Consider the following 14,964-nt stretch of genomic DNA (forward strand, 5'->3'; position numbering starts at 1 on the left):
CATCACCGGCCTGACCAACCGCGCCTATCTCGGCTGGAGCGGCGTCACCCTCAACGTCGCCACCGCCGCGGTCGCCACGATCGCCGTGGGGGTCGGTCTCGACTACTTGATCTATCTCGCCTTCCGCATCCGCGAGGCGCAGGCGCGAGGCCTGCCGTTCGAGGCCGCCGTCCGCGAGGGCCACCGCTCGGCGGGCGGGGCGGCCCTCTGCGTGGCTATGGCCGTGGCCGCCGGCTACCTCGTCCTGCTGTTCTCGCCCGGCTATCTGCTGCTCGATTGGATCGCAGCCCTGGTGCCGATGACCATGCTCTCCAGCCGGGTCGGCGCGCTGTTCATCTTCCCCTTCCTCCTGCGCATCACACAGGGCTGGGAGCGGAAGGGCGCAGCGCCGTCGGGTGGGTAGGGGGGACGCCGCTAGCCCTCGAAGGCGGTCCCTTCAACGAACGACGCTCACCATGAACGATGGCCGAGTTGCTCCAAGTTCTGATGGCAGCGTCCGCCGCAGGCGACGCCCGTCGGCAGGAATAAGCCGGGCACTCCGAACGTCCGACGTGGGCGGTGGGCTCAGCCGCTCCTCCAAGCCAGCGGAATGTCTGTTTCCTACCGGTGATCGAAGGTCCGTCTGTGGCGCCAACCGGACCTCCGGGTCTTGGGTTCGACTAGGCCGAGTCTCGCAGCGTCGAACATCAGGTGTCGTTCCTGAGCGCCTAGTTGTGGAGAAGTGTGCGGATCTCAGCCGTGCGTTCGCGGGTGAGGCGGTAGCCGATCATGCAGAGGCCGCCCGCGGCCACGAACAGGATCGGGCCGAGGACGTAGCCGGCTCGGACGCCCTCCAGGGCGTGGGAGGTGTTGGCCGCGCCGGCTGAGGGCTCGTAGCCGACGGCGGCGAGCACCGTGAACGTGGCCCAGACCGCGAGGGCGGCCGCGACCTTCGGGGCGAGAGTGATCAGCGCATAGAGCGCGCCGCCGCGCTCCTGTCCCTGTTCGAGCAGGATCTCGTCGGCGACGTCGGCCGTCATGGCGCGCAGCAGCACGTGGAAGCCAGCGTACAGGAAGCCCGTGGTGATGAAGGGGAGGCAGGTCAGGGCGACGGCGTCGTGCGGGATCACCCAGAGACTCGCGAGGCAGGCGGCGTAGAGGGCGGAGGCTGCCATCAGCGCGCCGTGCTTGCTGATCCGGGTGGCCAGCCGACCGAGGGCCGGGGCGCCGGCGAAGCCCGCGGCCAGGGCGACCATGAGCAGTGTGGAGGCCTCCGCGGCCGTGAAGCCGCGAACGTCGGTGAAGTAGAAGATGAAGAGCGTTCCTTCCCAGCTCGTGCCGAGGCTGAAGAGGAAGGTGGCCAGCACCACGCGGCCCATGCTGGGGTGGACCAACAGGGCGATCTGGTCTCGCAGGCAATGTCGGCCGGGTTGAGGCCTGGAGGTACGCGGCGCGACGTGTTCGGGGGTGCGCGCGATGGTCGCCAGCACCGCGAGCGGGATCGCGATGAGGATGAACCAGCCCATGCCCTGGACCCCGGCCGCGTCGCTCGTGACGCCGAGGCGCGGCGCGATCACCGGGGTGGCGAGGAGCAACGTCATGCCGGCGACGCCGGCGGCGCCCATCACGCCGAAGATCCGCGAACGCGCGTCGTAGGTGGGCGCGAGCGTGGCCGCCCAGGCCGAATGGGCGAGGGTGAGCATCGAAGCGCCCAGGTACATGATCAGAAGCCAGATCGTGATGTAGGTCGTGCCGATCCCCGCCTTCGCCATGAACAGCTTGTAGATCGCGGCCATGAGCACCGGCGCGCCCAACAGCATCCACACTCGGTAGCGGCCGAAGCGGCTTCGGGTGCGGTCCATCGCGGCGCCCAGCAGCGGATCGAACGGAATGTCGATCAGGCGGACGAGCGCGAAGGTGGCGCCCACCGCGGCCAACTCCAGGCCCAGGCCCTTGGCGAAGTGCTGCGGGAGATAGACCGCCACCGCGATGATCAGCGCCTGCAGCGGGAACGACGTGGCGGCGAAGAGCCAGGTGCGGTGGCCGGTGAGGAAGGACGCGGGAGGGCTCGCAGCGAGTGAGGCCAAGCTTGTTCTCCGAAGGACGGCCAGACTGGGCCTCGGCGGGCTGCAGGGCGCCCGCGCCGGCCGCTCGTAGCGTCAGTCGCCGCGGGTGAGCAGGTGACAAACGGCCAAAGTCGGCGCCGCGCCGCGCAGGGGCGGCGTCAGCGTCGGCATTGGATCTTCGCTCCGTTGGGCCCGGCCGAGGTTGGCCACTTCTCACCTTATGACGCCCGGGATCGCCTGACATTCGTGTGGTGGTGAACCGCTCGCGGTGAAACCACACGGGCCCGCTTCAGAGAGAGCCCGGTCGCAAGCTCTTTGCCTGGGGATCCAAGATGCACGAGACCATGACTGCCGACGCGGGGGCGTCGGTCACTGCCAACCTCCGCCGTGTTCGCCGAAGGACCGGTTGGCTTGCGAGCACCATCCTGGGTGCGGGGATCGCGCTGAGCCTGGCGCCGGCGGCGCTGGCGCAGGACGGCGCGGCGGCCGAGGTCGGCGAGGTGATCGTTACGGCGAACCGTCGCGCCCAGGACGTCACGACCATCCCCTATAACATCTCGGCGGTGAGCGGAGACCAGCTGGCGCGCTCGGGCGTGGCCAGTCTGGAGGACCTGTCGCGCCAGATCCCCAACCTCAACATCAGCAGCAGCGGGGACCGTTACCTCGTGGCGCGCGTGCCGGTGATCCGCGGCCTGAATGCGTCGAGCACCGTGCGCACCAGCGCGCTTGGCCAGCCCGCGGTCGCCACCTACCTCGGAAACGTCGAGGTGCTGGGCTACTTCCCGCTGGACGATGTGGAGCGGGTGGAGGTGCTTCGGGGACCGCAGGGCACGCTCTACGGCGCCGGCGCGCTCGGGGGCGCGGTCCGCATGATCCCGTCGGAGCCTAGCCCGGGCGGGTTCAGCGGCAAGGTGACCGCGAGCGCGGGACACGTCGGACATTCCGACGAGATGGACCGCAGCCTGGCCGGGGTGCTGAACCTGCCGGTGAGCGACACCCTGACGCTACGGGTCAGCGGCAAGGAGAGCTACTCAGCGGGCTTCATCGACAACCTGAATGTCATCCGCCAGCCGCAGAACCTGGGACCACCGATCCTGGCCGCACCGGGCGCCATCACGACCAGCGGCGCGGTCTATTCCACGAACGAGGACGCCAACTACAGCCGCGCCAGCGCCGCGCGGCTGGCCCTGCTCTGGCGGCCGACCGAAGCGCTCGAGGTCACGCTGGCGTTCAACTACGCCGACTACCAGGGGGAGGGCGGTCCGATCGCCAACCCGTCGTATCCGGGCGGCGCCAATCCTCTGGACGCGCGGGTGACCTATCCGGCGACAGGCGACTACAGCGCCATCCTGAACACCCGCGAGCCCTTCAAGCGCGTGTCTCGCATGACCAGCGCCGATGTCAGCTATGACCTGGGTTTCGCGACGGTCTCGACCACCACCAGCTACCTGGACACCGCCGGGCGCACGCTCACCGACAGCACCTTCGGGTACCTGGCGCTCCCGCCTGTCCTGCATCCCTACTACATGGGCAACCCGCGCAACCCGCGCTTCGTCGCCCAGAGTGACCGCCAGGACGGCGACGAGACCTTCGTGCAGGAGGTGCGCCTGGTGTCCGAGGCCTCCGAGAGCGTCGAGTACACGTTCGGCGCCTACTACGCGAAGAAGCAGCAGATCGACACTTGGCACATCTACATGCCGGGCGCCGCGCAGCAGGCCCAGGCGAGCGGCGGCTTCCCGGTGATCACCGATGGGGTGGGCCGGGCGGTGATCCTGAACGGCGACAGCACCTTCGTCGACAAGGCAGTGTTCGGAGAGTTGACCTGGCATGTGACGCCGCGATGGCAGATCACCGGTGGCGGACGCCTCTTCCGGCAAACCTTCACGCGGAGCGTCCAAAACGACATCCCGCCCTTCGCCCTGTCGGAGACCGCGAGCGCCGCCTTCAGCGTCAGCGACCACCTGCTGAAGCTGAACAGCTCCTATGAATTCGCCGAGCGCCACAACGCCTACGCCACCTTCTCCCAGGGCTTCCGCCGCGGCGGGGCCAACGCCTTCGCGCTGTCCGGCTTCCTGGCCGAGCCGCGTTCGCTGCTGACCTACCAGGCCGACACCGTCGACAACTACGAGGTCGGCCTGAAGGGCCGGTTCGCGTCCGGCTGGAGCTATACGGCCGATCTGTTCTACGACGATTGGAAGGATCCCCAGATCGACACGAGCACGCCGGCCAACGCCTGGCCGGTGGTGGTGAACGGCGCCAAGGCGAGGTCCAAGGGCTTCGAGCTCGAGGTCGGGGGGGCGCTCACCGACCGACTCAGCCTCACGGGCGGGTACGCCTATGCGGACGCCGCGATCAGCCAATCCTTTTGCATTCCGGCGGGCGACGGCGGCGGCGGGATCCTGGCCTGTGGGATTCGCGGCGACAAGGGGACGCGGCTGCCAGGCGCGCCGAGGCACAGCGGCTCGGTGACGCTGAACTACGACCAGGAGCTTGCGAACGACGACCGGCTGCGGGTCACGCTGAACGCCAACTACAAGGGCAGCGTCTTCTCGAACCTGCCAAGCCCCACCGCGCCGAGCGTGACCTTCGATTCCTACTGGATGGTCAACGCGACGGCGTCCTACGCCCACGGGCCGTGGCGGGCGTCGATCTACGGCCGCAACCTCTTCGACGAGCGCGCGGTGCTTGGCGTCACCACGAAGACAAACGCCGTGGTGGGGCTGCTGAACCGGACCGAGACGATCGCGCCGCCGCGGCAGGTCGGCCTGACCGTGCAGTACGAATTCTAGAGTTGGGGCGCCGCTGCCGGCGCCCCCGGGTCGGCTCGGCCGCATCGCCCCTCCCCACGTGGCGATGCGCCGGCCGACCCATCGGTCGCGCCGGCGGCCTAGAGATCGACGCCCAGCGCGCCGAGGCGCTCGGCGAGCGGCTGGAGTTGGCGGCGATAACGCGTCCAGGCGCCGGCCGACGAGCCGTAGATGGCGTGGCGGACCTGCGCGGCGCTGGCGGTGAGGGACGCCGTGCGATTGCGGGTCAGGTCGAGGGCGTCCGGCGTCCAGGGCAGGCCGCACCGCGCGGCCAGGTCCGCCCCGACCCGCCCCGGATCGGCCACGAGCGCCTCGTAGTCGACCGCGATCAGGCGACCAGGCAGGGACCGGGTCCAGTGGTCCATCAGCCGCGCATAGGCGGCGTAGTAGCGGGCCAGGTCGGCGAGGTCGTAGCTGAACGGATAGGCTTCGCCAAACAGCGTCCGGAACATCGCAAGACAGCTGTCCAGCGGGTGGCGCCGCACCCAGATGATCGCGGCGTCCGGCAAGGCGCGGGCGATGGCGCCGACATAGAGGTAGTTGAGAGGCAGCTTCTCGAGGGTCGCCGCGCCGGGGCTCGTCGGCGTCGCCAGGGCCTCGTAGGCGGCCCGGACCGACCGTGGATCGGCGTCCGCGCAGGCCTGGAAGATGTCCGCCCGCCCGGGCGGCGCCTGGCCGATCAGCGCCGTGGCGAAATTGTCGGTCTCGCCGTTGGAGGTGACGCCGGGCAGCCCTCCTAGAATCCGCTCGGTGAGGGTCGTTCCCGAGCGCGGCAGGCCCACGATGAAGATGTGCCGGTGATCGGCGGGCGCAAGCGGGCCGGCCGCGCGCCCATCGCCCGGAAACACCTCGGCGACGCGGCTGAGCTTGGCCTCGTCTTCGGCCACGTCGTAGCGGAGGTTGCGCCGCCGCGCGGCGGCCCCGCGGGCATAGGTGTCGAAAGCTTCGTCGAAGCGCGACAGATCGTGCAGCTCCTTGCCAAGGGCGTAGGCGGCGAACATCTGGACGCGCTCAGTGGGGTCGGCGGCCAGGCGAGCGCGAAGATCGTCGAGATTGTTCGCGCGGGGCGTGGCCCTCGTGAGTTCCGAACGCATCAATACGGCGGCGAGATCGTCGGGCGCGAGGCGCAGGGTGTTTTCGCAGGCGGCGGCGGCCTCTGTCAGACGGCCGAGGCTGCGCTCGCTGGTGGCCAGGTTGAACTGCAGCGCCGCATCCTGCGGTGAGAGCGCCGCGGCGGCGCGGTAGAGTCGGTTCGACAGCTCGTGGCGGCCCAGCGTGCGCGCGAAGAAGGCCAGGGCGTCCAGGGCGTCGGCGGACGGCGCCGGCAGGGTGAGCGCGTGGTCGAGGGCCGCATTGGCCTCCGCGCGCCGACGCAGAGCCACCAGCGCCTCGATCTGCAGGGCGTGGGCGGGAGTGACCTGCGACGCCGCGGCCACCTCGGCCGCGAGCAGCCGCAGCGCGCGCTCAGCCTGGCCCGATTGCAGCAGCGTCCGGGCGTTGTCCAAGCGGGCGACGGACGGCGGCATTCAGGCTCCGGGGTTTGCGCTCGGACGGCGGGCTGGAGCATGCCAGTCAGGCCGCCACGCCGGAAGGTTCGGAGTGACCTTGCCTGCCGCGGGCCTTCGGCGCGCCGGGTGGGACATAGGACGTCGCCCTCAGCCCGCGCGGTAGGCGCTTGGAGGCTGGCCGGTCCAGCGCCGGAACGCGTGCCGGAAGTTGGTCGGCTCGGTGTAGCCGAGCTGGTAGGCGATCTCGTCGATCGTGAGGTTGTCGTTGGCGAGGCAGCGCCGCGCCGCTTCCAGGCGGACCATCGCCAGAAGCTTCGAATAGGATGTGCCTTCCGCCTTCAGGCGACGGCGTAGCGTGCGGTGGGACACGACAAGCTTCGCGGCGACGCAGGCGAAGGTCGGCGCGCCGTCCTCGAGGGTCTCCAGTTCCGCCACCAGCCGTTCCACCAGACCCGGCCGTCCGCCTTGGTCGTCATCCATTCCCCTGTCTCCCCAAGTGACTTTCGTCCGGCCGCCGCTGCTCCCGGATTGGCGTCCGCGAGGGCGACGGGTCGGCGCGCACCTAAATCGGTCGATTGACCGATACACAAACGGTCATATGACCGATTAAAGTTGGTCTCGCAACCGTCACGGTGCGTTTCCGGCGCTTCGGGCGCGTAATCGGTCAATTGACAGATTGTCGGGTGGAGCCTAGCGTCAGGTCAGCCAGGACGGAGGGGTCGATGCGCCGGCTCCGCTGGGCCATCGCGCCGGCGACGCCGCCGTGGTTGTCATCCACCACTGAGTTCAGGACGCCACATGTCACGCCACGCCCAAGCCACAGATGTGACCGTTCTCGGGGCAGGGCGGATGGGCAGCGCCCTCGTGCGGGCCTTCCGCCTCGCGGGCCGAAAAGTCACGGTGTGGAATCGAGACGGCGCCAAGGCCCAGGCCCTGGCGCCGACCGGCGCGCGGCCCGGGGACGATCTGGCCGCCGCCGTGGCGGCGAGTCCCGTCATCGTCGTCTGCGTGTCGGACTACGCCACCTCGTCCGACCTCGTCGATGCGGTCGCCGGCGTGCTGGGAGGGCGGTCGGTCGTCCAGCTGACGACCGGCTCGCCGGCCGACGCCGAGGCGTTTTCGGAGCGCGTCGCGCGCGCCGGAGCCGAGAGCCTCGACGGGGCCGTCATGGCCTACCCAAAGCAGGTGGGTCACACCTCCTGCCGCATCCTGCTGTCCGGCGACCGGGCGCTCCACGACCGGTTGCGGCCGCTGCTGGACGCGCTTGGACGGCCCACCTTCATGGGCGACCGGGCCGGGGCCGCGAGCGCGGTGGACGGCGCCCTGCTGTTTCACGCCCAGGCCACGGCCTTCGCCTATTTCCAGAGCACCGCGCTGCTGATGGCCCAGGGCTACGACTGGCAGGGCCTTGCCGACCTGATCGGGACGAGCCAGGTGACCGCCGACAGTTTGAAGAGCTTCGAAGCGGCCATAAGCGCGCGGACACATGCCGGGACCGAAGCGACGCTCGACGTCCACTTCGCCGCCTTCCAGGGTATCGCCGCGGTGGCGGACCGTTCGGCGTCGCGCCAGCCGTTGATGAACGCCATGGAAGCGCACTTCGAGCGGGCTGTGGCGCTGGGCCATGGCGACGACGAACTGTCGTCCGTCTTCGAGACCTTTCGGCCGCCAGTCGCGGAACGCGCCGACGTGGCGCTCCGGCTATCGGTCAGTTGACCTGCACCAGGGCGGTGGATAGGTCTGGAAGCCCCGGCGCCTAGACCCTATCGGCCTATGCGACATCTCGTTCCAGGTCCCGCCGCAGCATGTCCCGCAAGCCCGCCCCGGCCGCCGAACCGAAACCGAAGCAGATCCGCAAGAGCCCCGAAGTCCGGTCGGCGGAAATCCTCGCGGCCGCCGGCAGGGCCTTCATCCGCGATGGATATGCGGCCTTCACCCTGCGCGGCGTCGCCGCCGACGTCGGGATCCGGCTGAGCACGCTGCAGCATCATTTTCCGTCGCGCGAGATCCTGCTCGCGGCGACCCTGGCCGATGTGCTGGGGGGCTGGGGCGTGCGACTGCGGGCCGTCGCCCTCGACAGGACGATCCCGGTCCCCGAGCGGATGAAGCGCGTGCTCCAGGTCAATCTCGACCTGACGCTGGAACATGACACGGGGCCGGTCCTCTGGGAGCTCTTCGCGCTCTCCCAACGCGAGGAGTTCGCGCGTCGGTTCGCTCAGGCGAGCTACCTGGATTTCCGCCGCGTCTTCACGCGGATGATGGCGGAGGTTCGTCCCGACCTGTCGGAACGCCAGCTCATGGCCCATGCCACCCTGATCGTCGCGCAGACCGAGGGCCTGACGGTGTTCATGCGGCCCGACGACCCGGCGGGACTGCCGGTGGCGGCCGTCCGAGAGGCCCTGGACCTGTTCGTCGATGGGTTCATGCACGTCCTGATGGCCCAGGCGCCGGCCCCCGCCTGACCCCGGTCTTCCCCGATTGGCCACCTCTCACCTTGTTGGCCGGAGGCCAGCGGGTTCACTCGCGCACAACCTGACGCCGAGCGACCGCCTTCGGGCGGCGAACGTCGCCTCCCCAATGAAAGGGCTGCGCATGACCGAACTGACAAGGCTTTCCCGTTCCAACTCCGTGGAGGAGGTCATCGCCGTTCTGGAGCGGGACGGGGGCGTCATCATCGACGGCTTTCTTGCGCCCGAAACGCTGGCGGGTCTCAAGTCGGACCTGATCCCGCGCATGCAGGGTCAGTCGACCGGTCGCGACCCGTTCTCCGGAGACAAGACCCGCCGCATGGGCGCGTTGTTCGCGCACACCCGACATGTGGCCGAGGTCGTGACCGACCCGCTCTACCTGGCGGCGGCGCGGCACATCCTCTCGAAACCCGTCCTCACCTGGGCCGGCGACAACCGGTATGAGACGTCGCCTGACGTCCGGATCGGCGTGACCCAGGCCATTCAGATCGGCCCGGGGCAGGGCGCCCAGCCGCTGCATCGGGACGACACCGTCTTCCTGTGGCGTCACCCCACCTATGGGCGCGAGGCGCGGGTCCAGGTCATGCTCGCCCTCTCGGACTTCACGGCCGAGAACGGCGGAACCCTGGTGATTCCCGGCAGCCACAGGTGGGACGACGAGCGCCAGCCCCTGACCTCCGAAGCGATCCCAACCGAGATGACGGCCGGTTCGGCCCTGATCTTCCTGGGATCCACCTATCACGCCGGCGGCCAGAACCGGACGCAGGACGAGTTGCGGACCGGCCTGACGATCGCCCTCGACGCCGCCAACCTCCGCCAGGAGGAAAACATGTACCTGGCTCTGCCGACGGCCGTGGTGGCGAGCTATCCCGAGGAGATCCAGAGGCTGCTGGGCTGGTCCGCCGGCGCGAACAACATGGGCTGGGTCGAAATCGACGGACAGATGGCCGACCCGATCCGGCTCCTGCGCGACCTCGATGGGCCCGTCGTCGGGCTCTCCGCGAGCCGCTGAGCCGGCGATTGGCCGGACCGAACATGCCGGTCCGCGCCACGCCGGGCTACGTCCGTCATATCAACTTCCCAAGGCGGAAAGGCGCATCATGACCTCGCAGGAACCAGAACTGGCCGTGGCGCGCGATCTCTACCGCGCCTTCAACGACCCGACGGTCGAAGGCGTCATGGCGCACTTCGCGGAAGGCGCGGTCTATGAAGACCCGATGGGCGGCCGACACGAGGGTCGGGCCGCCGTGAGGGCGGCGCTGGCGCCGGCGTTCAACGGCGGCCAGCGCTACACGCTTGGCCAGCTTTTCGTCGCCGACGGTGTCGTGGTGGCCGCCTGGACCCTGGAGATCGGGCCGATCGGCGAGCGCGTCCGCCTCGAGGGCATGGACGTCCTCAGGTTCGCGGACGGGAAGATCGAGCTGAAGCAATGCTACATGAAGGCCAGCGGCCTTCTCATGCAGCCTGTCAGCGCCTAGGGCGCCGCGGGGCCTGCGATCCAACTCCACACCTCTTCAGACTTGCGCATGGCGCCCCCTGTGGCGCGCCGAGGAAGGACGCCCCCTATGAACACCAGGACCTGCGATGTCGTCGTTATCGGAGCCGGCGCCTCGGGGCTGGCGGCAGGGACGGCGCTGAAGGCGGCGGGGCTCGACTTCGTCGTCCTGGAAGCGCGCGACCGGGTCGGCGGCCGGACCTACAGCCATACCCTCGAGAACGGCGTCACCATTGATCTTGGCGGACAGTGGGTGGCGCCGACCCAGGGCCGGGTGCTGGCGCTGGCCCGCGACCTGGGGCTGCATGTCTTCCCCAGTCACGATGACGGCGACCGGGTCATCCTGCAGGGCAGAAAGGCCGATCGCCTCGTGGATCTGGCGCTCAGCCTCGACGACGAGGTCGCCGCCGACATCTACCAGGTGCGCCAGAAGATGGAGGATCTGGCGGCGTCCATCCCCCTGGAATCGCCCTGGACGCATCCCGACGCCGAGGCTCTCGATCGCCTCACCTACGCCGGGTGGCTCGACCAGAACATGACCACCGAGGGCGGACGCTGGCGGATGAAGTTCCTGGGGCCCTCGGTGTTCTCGGTCGACGCCTGCGAGCTGTCGATGCTGCACGTGGCCTTCTATTTCGGGGCCGCGGGCGGCGTGGAAACGCTTACCGCGACCCGCGGCGGCGGGCAGGACAGCCGGTTCGCGGCGGGCATGCAAAGCCTCTCGACCGGCATGGCGCGCGCGCTCGGCGACCGCGTGTTGCTGAACCAGGTCGTCGACCGTATCCAGCACAACGCCGACGGGGTCCGGGTCCGGACCGAAAGCCTTGAGGTGCGCGCGAAGTACGCCATCGTCGCCTTGCCGCCGGCGCTCGCCGGACGGCTCCGCTACACGCCGGCGCTGACGGCGGCCCGTGACCTGCTTACCCAGCGGATGCCCATGGGCACCGCCATCAAGATGATGCTCGTCTACGACACGCCCTTCTGGCGGGAGGAGGGGCTCTCGGGAATGGCCGTGTCCGACCGGGACGTGCCGCAGCTGATGTACGACAACTCGCCTGAGGACGGCTCCTGCGGGATCATCCTGGGCTTCACCGAGGGTATCCCGGCCCGGCGTTGGCTGCTGGAGTCGCCGGAGAGGCGTCGCGCCGAGGCGGTCCGCACCGTCGTCGACTGTTTCGGGCCGAAGGCCGCGAACCCGAGCGAGTTCGTCGAGCTGTCCTGGACCGAGGAGGAATTTTCCCGCGGCTGCTACGCCGGCACCATGCCGCCCGGCGCGTGGATCTCGTATGGGGCCGCGCTTCGCGATCCGGTCGGGCGCATCCACTGGGCCGGGACGGAGTCGGCCACCTGCTGGGCAGGTTATGTGGAAGGCGCCCTGCAGGCTGGCGAACGCGCAGCCGGCGAGATCGCCGCGCGCCTTGCCGAGGTCTAGCCCTCCCGACAACACATAGGCGCCAGGCCAGGAGCGACCCCAATGCCAGAGAGTTCGACGAGCGCCGCCGCCAGGCGACTCGAGACCCTGCCCTGGGGCGCGCCGATCGATGAGGTGATGGACGTGATGGCCCGCGACGGCGGCCTCATACTGTCCGGGGCCCTGACGGAGGACGAGGTTCGGCAAGTGAACGCTGAACTGGACCTCGTCCTGGAGGCGCGGCGCAGCGGGTCGACCAGCGACAACCCCCAGTTACGCGAGTTCTGGGGCCATTCGACGAAGCGGCTTACCAATGTCGTCACGCTCAGCCGGACCTATCGCGAGCGGTTCCTCTCGAGCCCCGTCACGCACGGCTATGTCCGGCGGATGTTCGAAGGCGTGAGCGATACCTTCTGGCTCAACACCGCTCAGGTCATCGAGATCCAGCCGGGCGAGAAGGCCCAGGTGCTGCATCGCGACATGGGCAACTATCCCGTCTTCTTCCGCTACGGGGTCGATGCGCCCGAGGTCATGGTCAACATGATCGTGCCGCTGATCGACACGGTCGAAGCGAATGGCGCCACGCGGGTGATCCCCGGCAGCCACAGGTGGGACTTCGACCGGCCGTTCACGCACGACATGACCGTGCCCGCCGAGATGACGGCGGGCTCCTGCCTCTTCTATGGCGGGAAACTTGTCCACGGCGGCGGCGCGAACCACACGGCCGACGTGCGCCGTCGCGTGATCACCTCGCCGTTCAATCCGGGCTTCCTGGTGCCCGAGGAGGCCTACCCCTTCGCCGTGCCGATCGAGTTGGCCCGCGAGATGTCGCCCGAGCTGCAGCAAATGATCGGCTTCCGCTCCTTCTACCAGGCCAACCCGCGGGGCGGCCCGCTCTGGCAACACGACTATGAGGAACTGGCGAACCATCTCGGCCTTTGAGCTGCCGATGTGGCGGGTTGGCGCGGTTCAGGCCGATTGTCCATTTCAAACATGCCGCCCGTCGTCGAACCGGGGTCACTCTCTGCGCTTCGGGCTGCCGTAGGTCGCCCTATGGCGCCCGGCGAATCTCAGGAGTTTGTGCGTGCATGCGTTGATCGTGGTGGCGAACCCCAATCGAAGTTCCTTCTCGGCCGCCGTGGTGCAGAAGGTCTTGAACGGCTTGGCCGCTAGCGGCCACACCGCCGAGGTTGCTGACCTCGCCGTCGAAGGCTTCGACCCGCGTATGACGGCGGGCGACCTCGCGTACTTTCAGGGGCTGCAGGATCCGTCGCCGGAGATCCGGCGGGAGCAGGAGCGCATCGAGCGCGCGGATGCGCTGGTTGTCGTTCACCCGCTCTACTGGTGGCAGATGCCGGCGTTGCTGAAAGGCTGGATCGACCGGGTGTTCCAAGCGAACTGGGCCTACGGCGTGACTGCGGACGGCCAGGTCATCGGGCTTCTAGCGGATCGCCCTGTCCGCGTGATCGTCCATGGAGAGGTCAACGCAGAGGCCGCTGACAAGCGAGGATACCGGTCGGCCTTCCTGACTGTGGTCGATGGCATCTTCGGTTTTTGCGGAATTCGCAATCACGACACGACATTCCTCTTTGACATCTACAGTGGCGAGGACGCCGTTCGGGCGGAGCACCTGGAGGCCGCATACGGCATTGGCTCCGCGATTGGGGTGCGCGAAATTTCGATTAAAGCTTAGGGACTCGTGCCGCAGCAGCTCCAATGTGCCGGCACATGTTTGAACGTCCGGTTTTGGCTGCCAAGCAAGTGTCCGCTCATGGCGCAAAGCGGCACTAGGCCTTTGGGTGCGCAAAGGTCCGGAGGTGGTGGTGAGCAGAGCAGGCAGCCTTGGCGCGAGAGTCGCTTACCGAGACGGCGAAGCGCTTGACGAGGAGGGGATATTCTCGGCCAACCGAGTGGGACCGGTATGCTGACCGAGATATCGTCCCAAGCTGAGCTATGTGGCGATGCTGCGCAGGGGCGTGAACTTGGGCTCACCCGACAACAGTGATAGCAGTTTCGTCAGGTCGCCTGCCCGGATGCGCCATGCCATGTATTCCTGCTGAGCCTTCGGCGATTCCCAGACTTCGTAGAAGATGACCTTATCGGGCTGGGTTTCGTTGATCAGGATGTCAAACTTGATATTGCCTGGATAAGACCGACTTAGGTTCAAGTTCTCGACCGTGTATGCTAGAAATTCTTCGATTTTGTCAGGCTTGACGGTCAATTCGGCTAGCATGACCAAATTATCTACGAGTGCATGTTGCATTGGCGCCTCTCGTGGCGGGGCGACGGCCGTCCGGCGCCGGGGAGAGAAGACTACGAAGTCCGACTGTCAGATTCTGGCAGCAGTCACTTCTCGGGGATCGGAACGGGCGCTGTGGCGGTTCTAGGACGTCCGCCGATGCCCGCTAAGGGTTGGAAGCAGTCGCAGGTGGTGGCGTCGCGAGCGGTCATATGATTTCTGCCGTGGACCGGATCGGTTCATCCCCGCCCCCCGTCCGGTGACAGCGCTCCCGTGGTGTGCGCTCATGCGTAGATGAACCGTCAGCAGGACATGGCCTTCCTATCCGGGGGCGGCGAGATGGGCGCGCTGATGCGCACGCACGACTGGTCCACCTCGCCGGCGGGGCCACCGGGGGATTGGCCGCCGGCGCTACGATCTGCTGTCGGACTGATGCTCGCCAACAAGCACATCATGTTCGTCGCCTGGGGCCCGGACCTGACCTTTCTCTACAACGACGCCTACCGGCCGGTATTCGGCCAGAAGCACCCGTGGGCGTTGGGACGACCGTTCCGGGAGATATGGTCGGAGGTCTGGGACGAGGTTGAACCCCTGGTGAACAGCGCGCTCGGGGGCGAGGCGACCTGGTCGGAGAACCTCCATCTCATCATGGAGCGCAACGGCTATGCCGAGGACTGCTGGTTCACCTTCTCCTACTCGCCCCTGCGCGACGACGACGGCGCGATTAACGGCCTGTTCTGCGCCGCGTCGGAAACGACCGACACGGTGCTGGCCGAACGCCGGCTCGAGAACCAGATCGAACGCCAGCGGCGGCTGTTCGAGAAGGCGCCCGGCTTCATCGCCATCCTGACCGGACCCGATCACACGTTCGAGTTTGTGAACGAAGCCTATGTGCAGCTCGCCGGCCAGCGCGACTTCGTTGGTCTGACGGTGCGTCAGGCGTTTCCGGAACTGGAAGGCCAGGGGTTGTTCGAACTTCTGGACGGCGTTT

General features: G+C 68.3%; 14 protein-coding genes. 10 read left to right on the plus strand and 4 right to left on the minus strand.

Annotated features, from left to right (window positions below):
• The coding region (locus RMO04_RS16220) for an MMPL family transporter (RefSeq protein WP_309645811.1) at positions 1–403 on the plus strand (403 nt) is incomplete at its 5' end.
• 304 nt (positions 404–707) lie between these two features.
• Here RMO04_RS16220 and RMO04_RS16225 read toward each other — a convergent pair.
• Entirely contained in the window at positions 708–2,066 is a 1,359-nt protein-coding gene (locus RMO04_RS16225) for an MFS transporter (protein WP_309645812.1), read from the minus strand.
• A 311-nt stretch (positions 2,067–2,377) separates the two neighbouring features.
• Between RMO04_RS16225 and RMO04_RS16230 the strand changes: the two genes are divergently transcribed.
• The gene (locus tag RMO04_RS16230) at positions 2,378–4,834 is read left to right on the plus strand and encodes a TonB-dependent receptor (RefSeq protein ID WP_309645813.1); all 2,457 of its coding nucleotides are present in this window, start codon (positions 2,378–2,380) and stop codon (positions 4,832–4,834) included.
• Positions 4,835–4,932: 98 nt separating this feature from the next.
• On the opposite strand, the gene RMO04_RS16235 is transcribed toward RMO04_RS16230, so the two are convergent.
• Entirely contained in the window at positions 4,933–6,378 is a 1,446-nt protein-coding gene (locus RMO04_RS16235; RefSeq protein WP_309645814.1) for a sulfotransferase, read from the minus strand.
• A 129-nt stretch (positions 6,379–6,507) separates the two neighbouring features.
• Positions 6,508–6,840: a helix-turn-helix transcriptional regulator gene (locus RMO04_RS16240; protein ID WP_309645815.1), complete on the minus strand. Its 333-nt coding sequence runs from the start codon at positions 6,838–6,840 to the stop codon at positions 6,508–6,510.
• A 318-nt stretch (positions 6,841–7,158) separates the two neighbouring features.
• On the opposite strand from RMO04_RS16240, the gene RMO04_RS16245 reads away from it, so the two are divergent.
• The 7 genes from RMO04_RS16245 to RMO04_RS16275 all read left to right on the plus strand — a co-directional run bounded on the left by RMO04_RS16245 (position 7,159) and on the right by RMO04_RS16275 (position 13,427).
• Positions 7,159–8,076 (plus strand): NAD(P)-binding domain-containing protein, encoded by a 918-nt coding sequence (locus RMO04_RS16245; protein WP_309645816.1) that lies wholly within the window; start codon positions 7,159–7,161, stop codon positions 8,074–8,076.
• Between the two features lie 89 nt (positions 8,077–8,165).
• Complete coding sequence (locus RMO04_RS16250; protein WP_309645817.1) at positions 8,166–8,822, plus strand: TetR/AcrR family transcriptional regulator; 657 nt, start codon at positions 8,166–8,168, stop codon at positions 8,820–8,822.
• A gap of 130 nt (positions 8,823–8,952) precedes the next feature.
• Positions 8,953–9,840: a phytanoyl-CoA dioxygenase family protein gene (locus RMO04_RS16255; protein WP_309645818.1), complete on the plus strand. Its 888-nt coding sequence runs from the start codon at positions 8,953–8,955 to the stop codon at positions 9,838–9,840.
• Between the two features lie 88 nt (positions 9,841–9,928).
• Positions 9,929–10,306 carry a nuclear transport factor 2 family protein gene (locus RMO04_RS16260; protein WP_309645819.1) on the plus strand — a complete coding sequence of 126 codons (378 nt, stop codon included), beginning with the start codon at positions 9,929–9,931 and terminating at the stop codon, positions 10,304–10,306.
• Positions 10,307–10,393: 87 nt separating this feature from the next.
• Entirely contained in the window at positions 10,394–11,755 is a 1,362-nt protein-coding gene (locus RMO04_RS16265) for an FAD-dependent oxidoreductase (protein ID WP_309645820.1), read from the plus strand.
• A 42-nt stretch (positions 11,756–11,797) separates the two neighbouring features.
• Complete coding sequence (locus RMO04_RS16270) at positions 11,798–12,676, plus strand: phytanoyl-CoA dioxygenase family protein (protein ID WP_309645821.1); 879 nt, start codon at positions 11,798–11,800, stop codon at positions 12,674–12,676.
• Between the two features lie 142 nt (positions 12,677–12,818).
• A complete protein-coding gene (locus RMO04_RS16275; protein WP_309645822.1) occupies positions 12,819–13,427 on the plus strand; it encodes an NAD(P)H-dependent oxidoreductase in 609 nt (202 codons plus the stop codon).
• Positions 13,428–13,685: 258 nt separating this feature from the next.
• On the opposite strand, the gene RMO04_RS16280 is transcribed toward RMO04_RS16275, so the two are convergent.
• Positions 13,686–13,997 carry an antibiotic biosynthesis monooxygenase family protein gene (locus RMO04_RS16280; protein WP_309645823.1) on the minus strand — a complete coding sequence of 104 codons (312 nt, stop codon included), beginning with the start codon at positions 13,995–13,997 and terminating at the stop codon, positions 13,686–13,688.
• A 270-nt stretch (positions 13,998–14,267) separates the two neighbouring features.
• Between RMO04_RS16280 and RMO04_RS16285 the strand changes: the two genes are divergently transcribed.
• Positions 14,268–14,964, plus strand: a 697-nt coding sequence (locus RMO04_RS16285; RefSeq protein WP_309645824.1) for a PAS domain-containing protein, incomplete at its 3' end; no start/stop codon positions are given.

This window comes from Phenylobacterium sp. (assembly GCF_031412415.1).
In the GTDB taxonomy this organism is placed as follows: Bacteria; Pseudomonadota; Alphaproteobacteria; order Caulobacterales; family Caulobacteraceae; genus Phenylobacterium.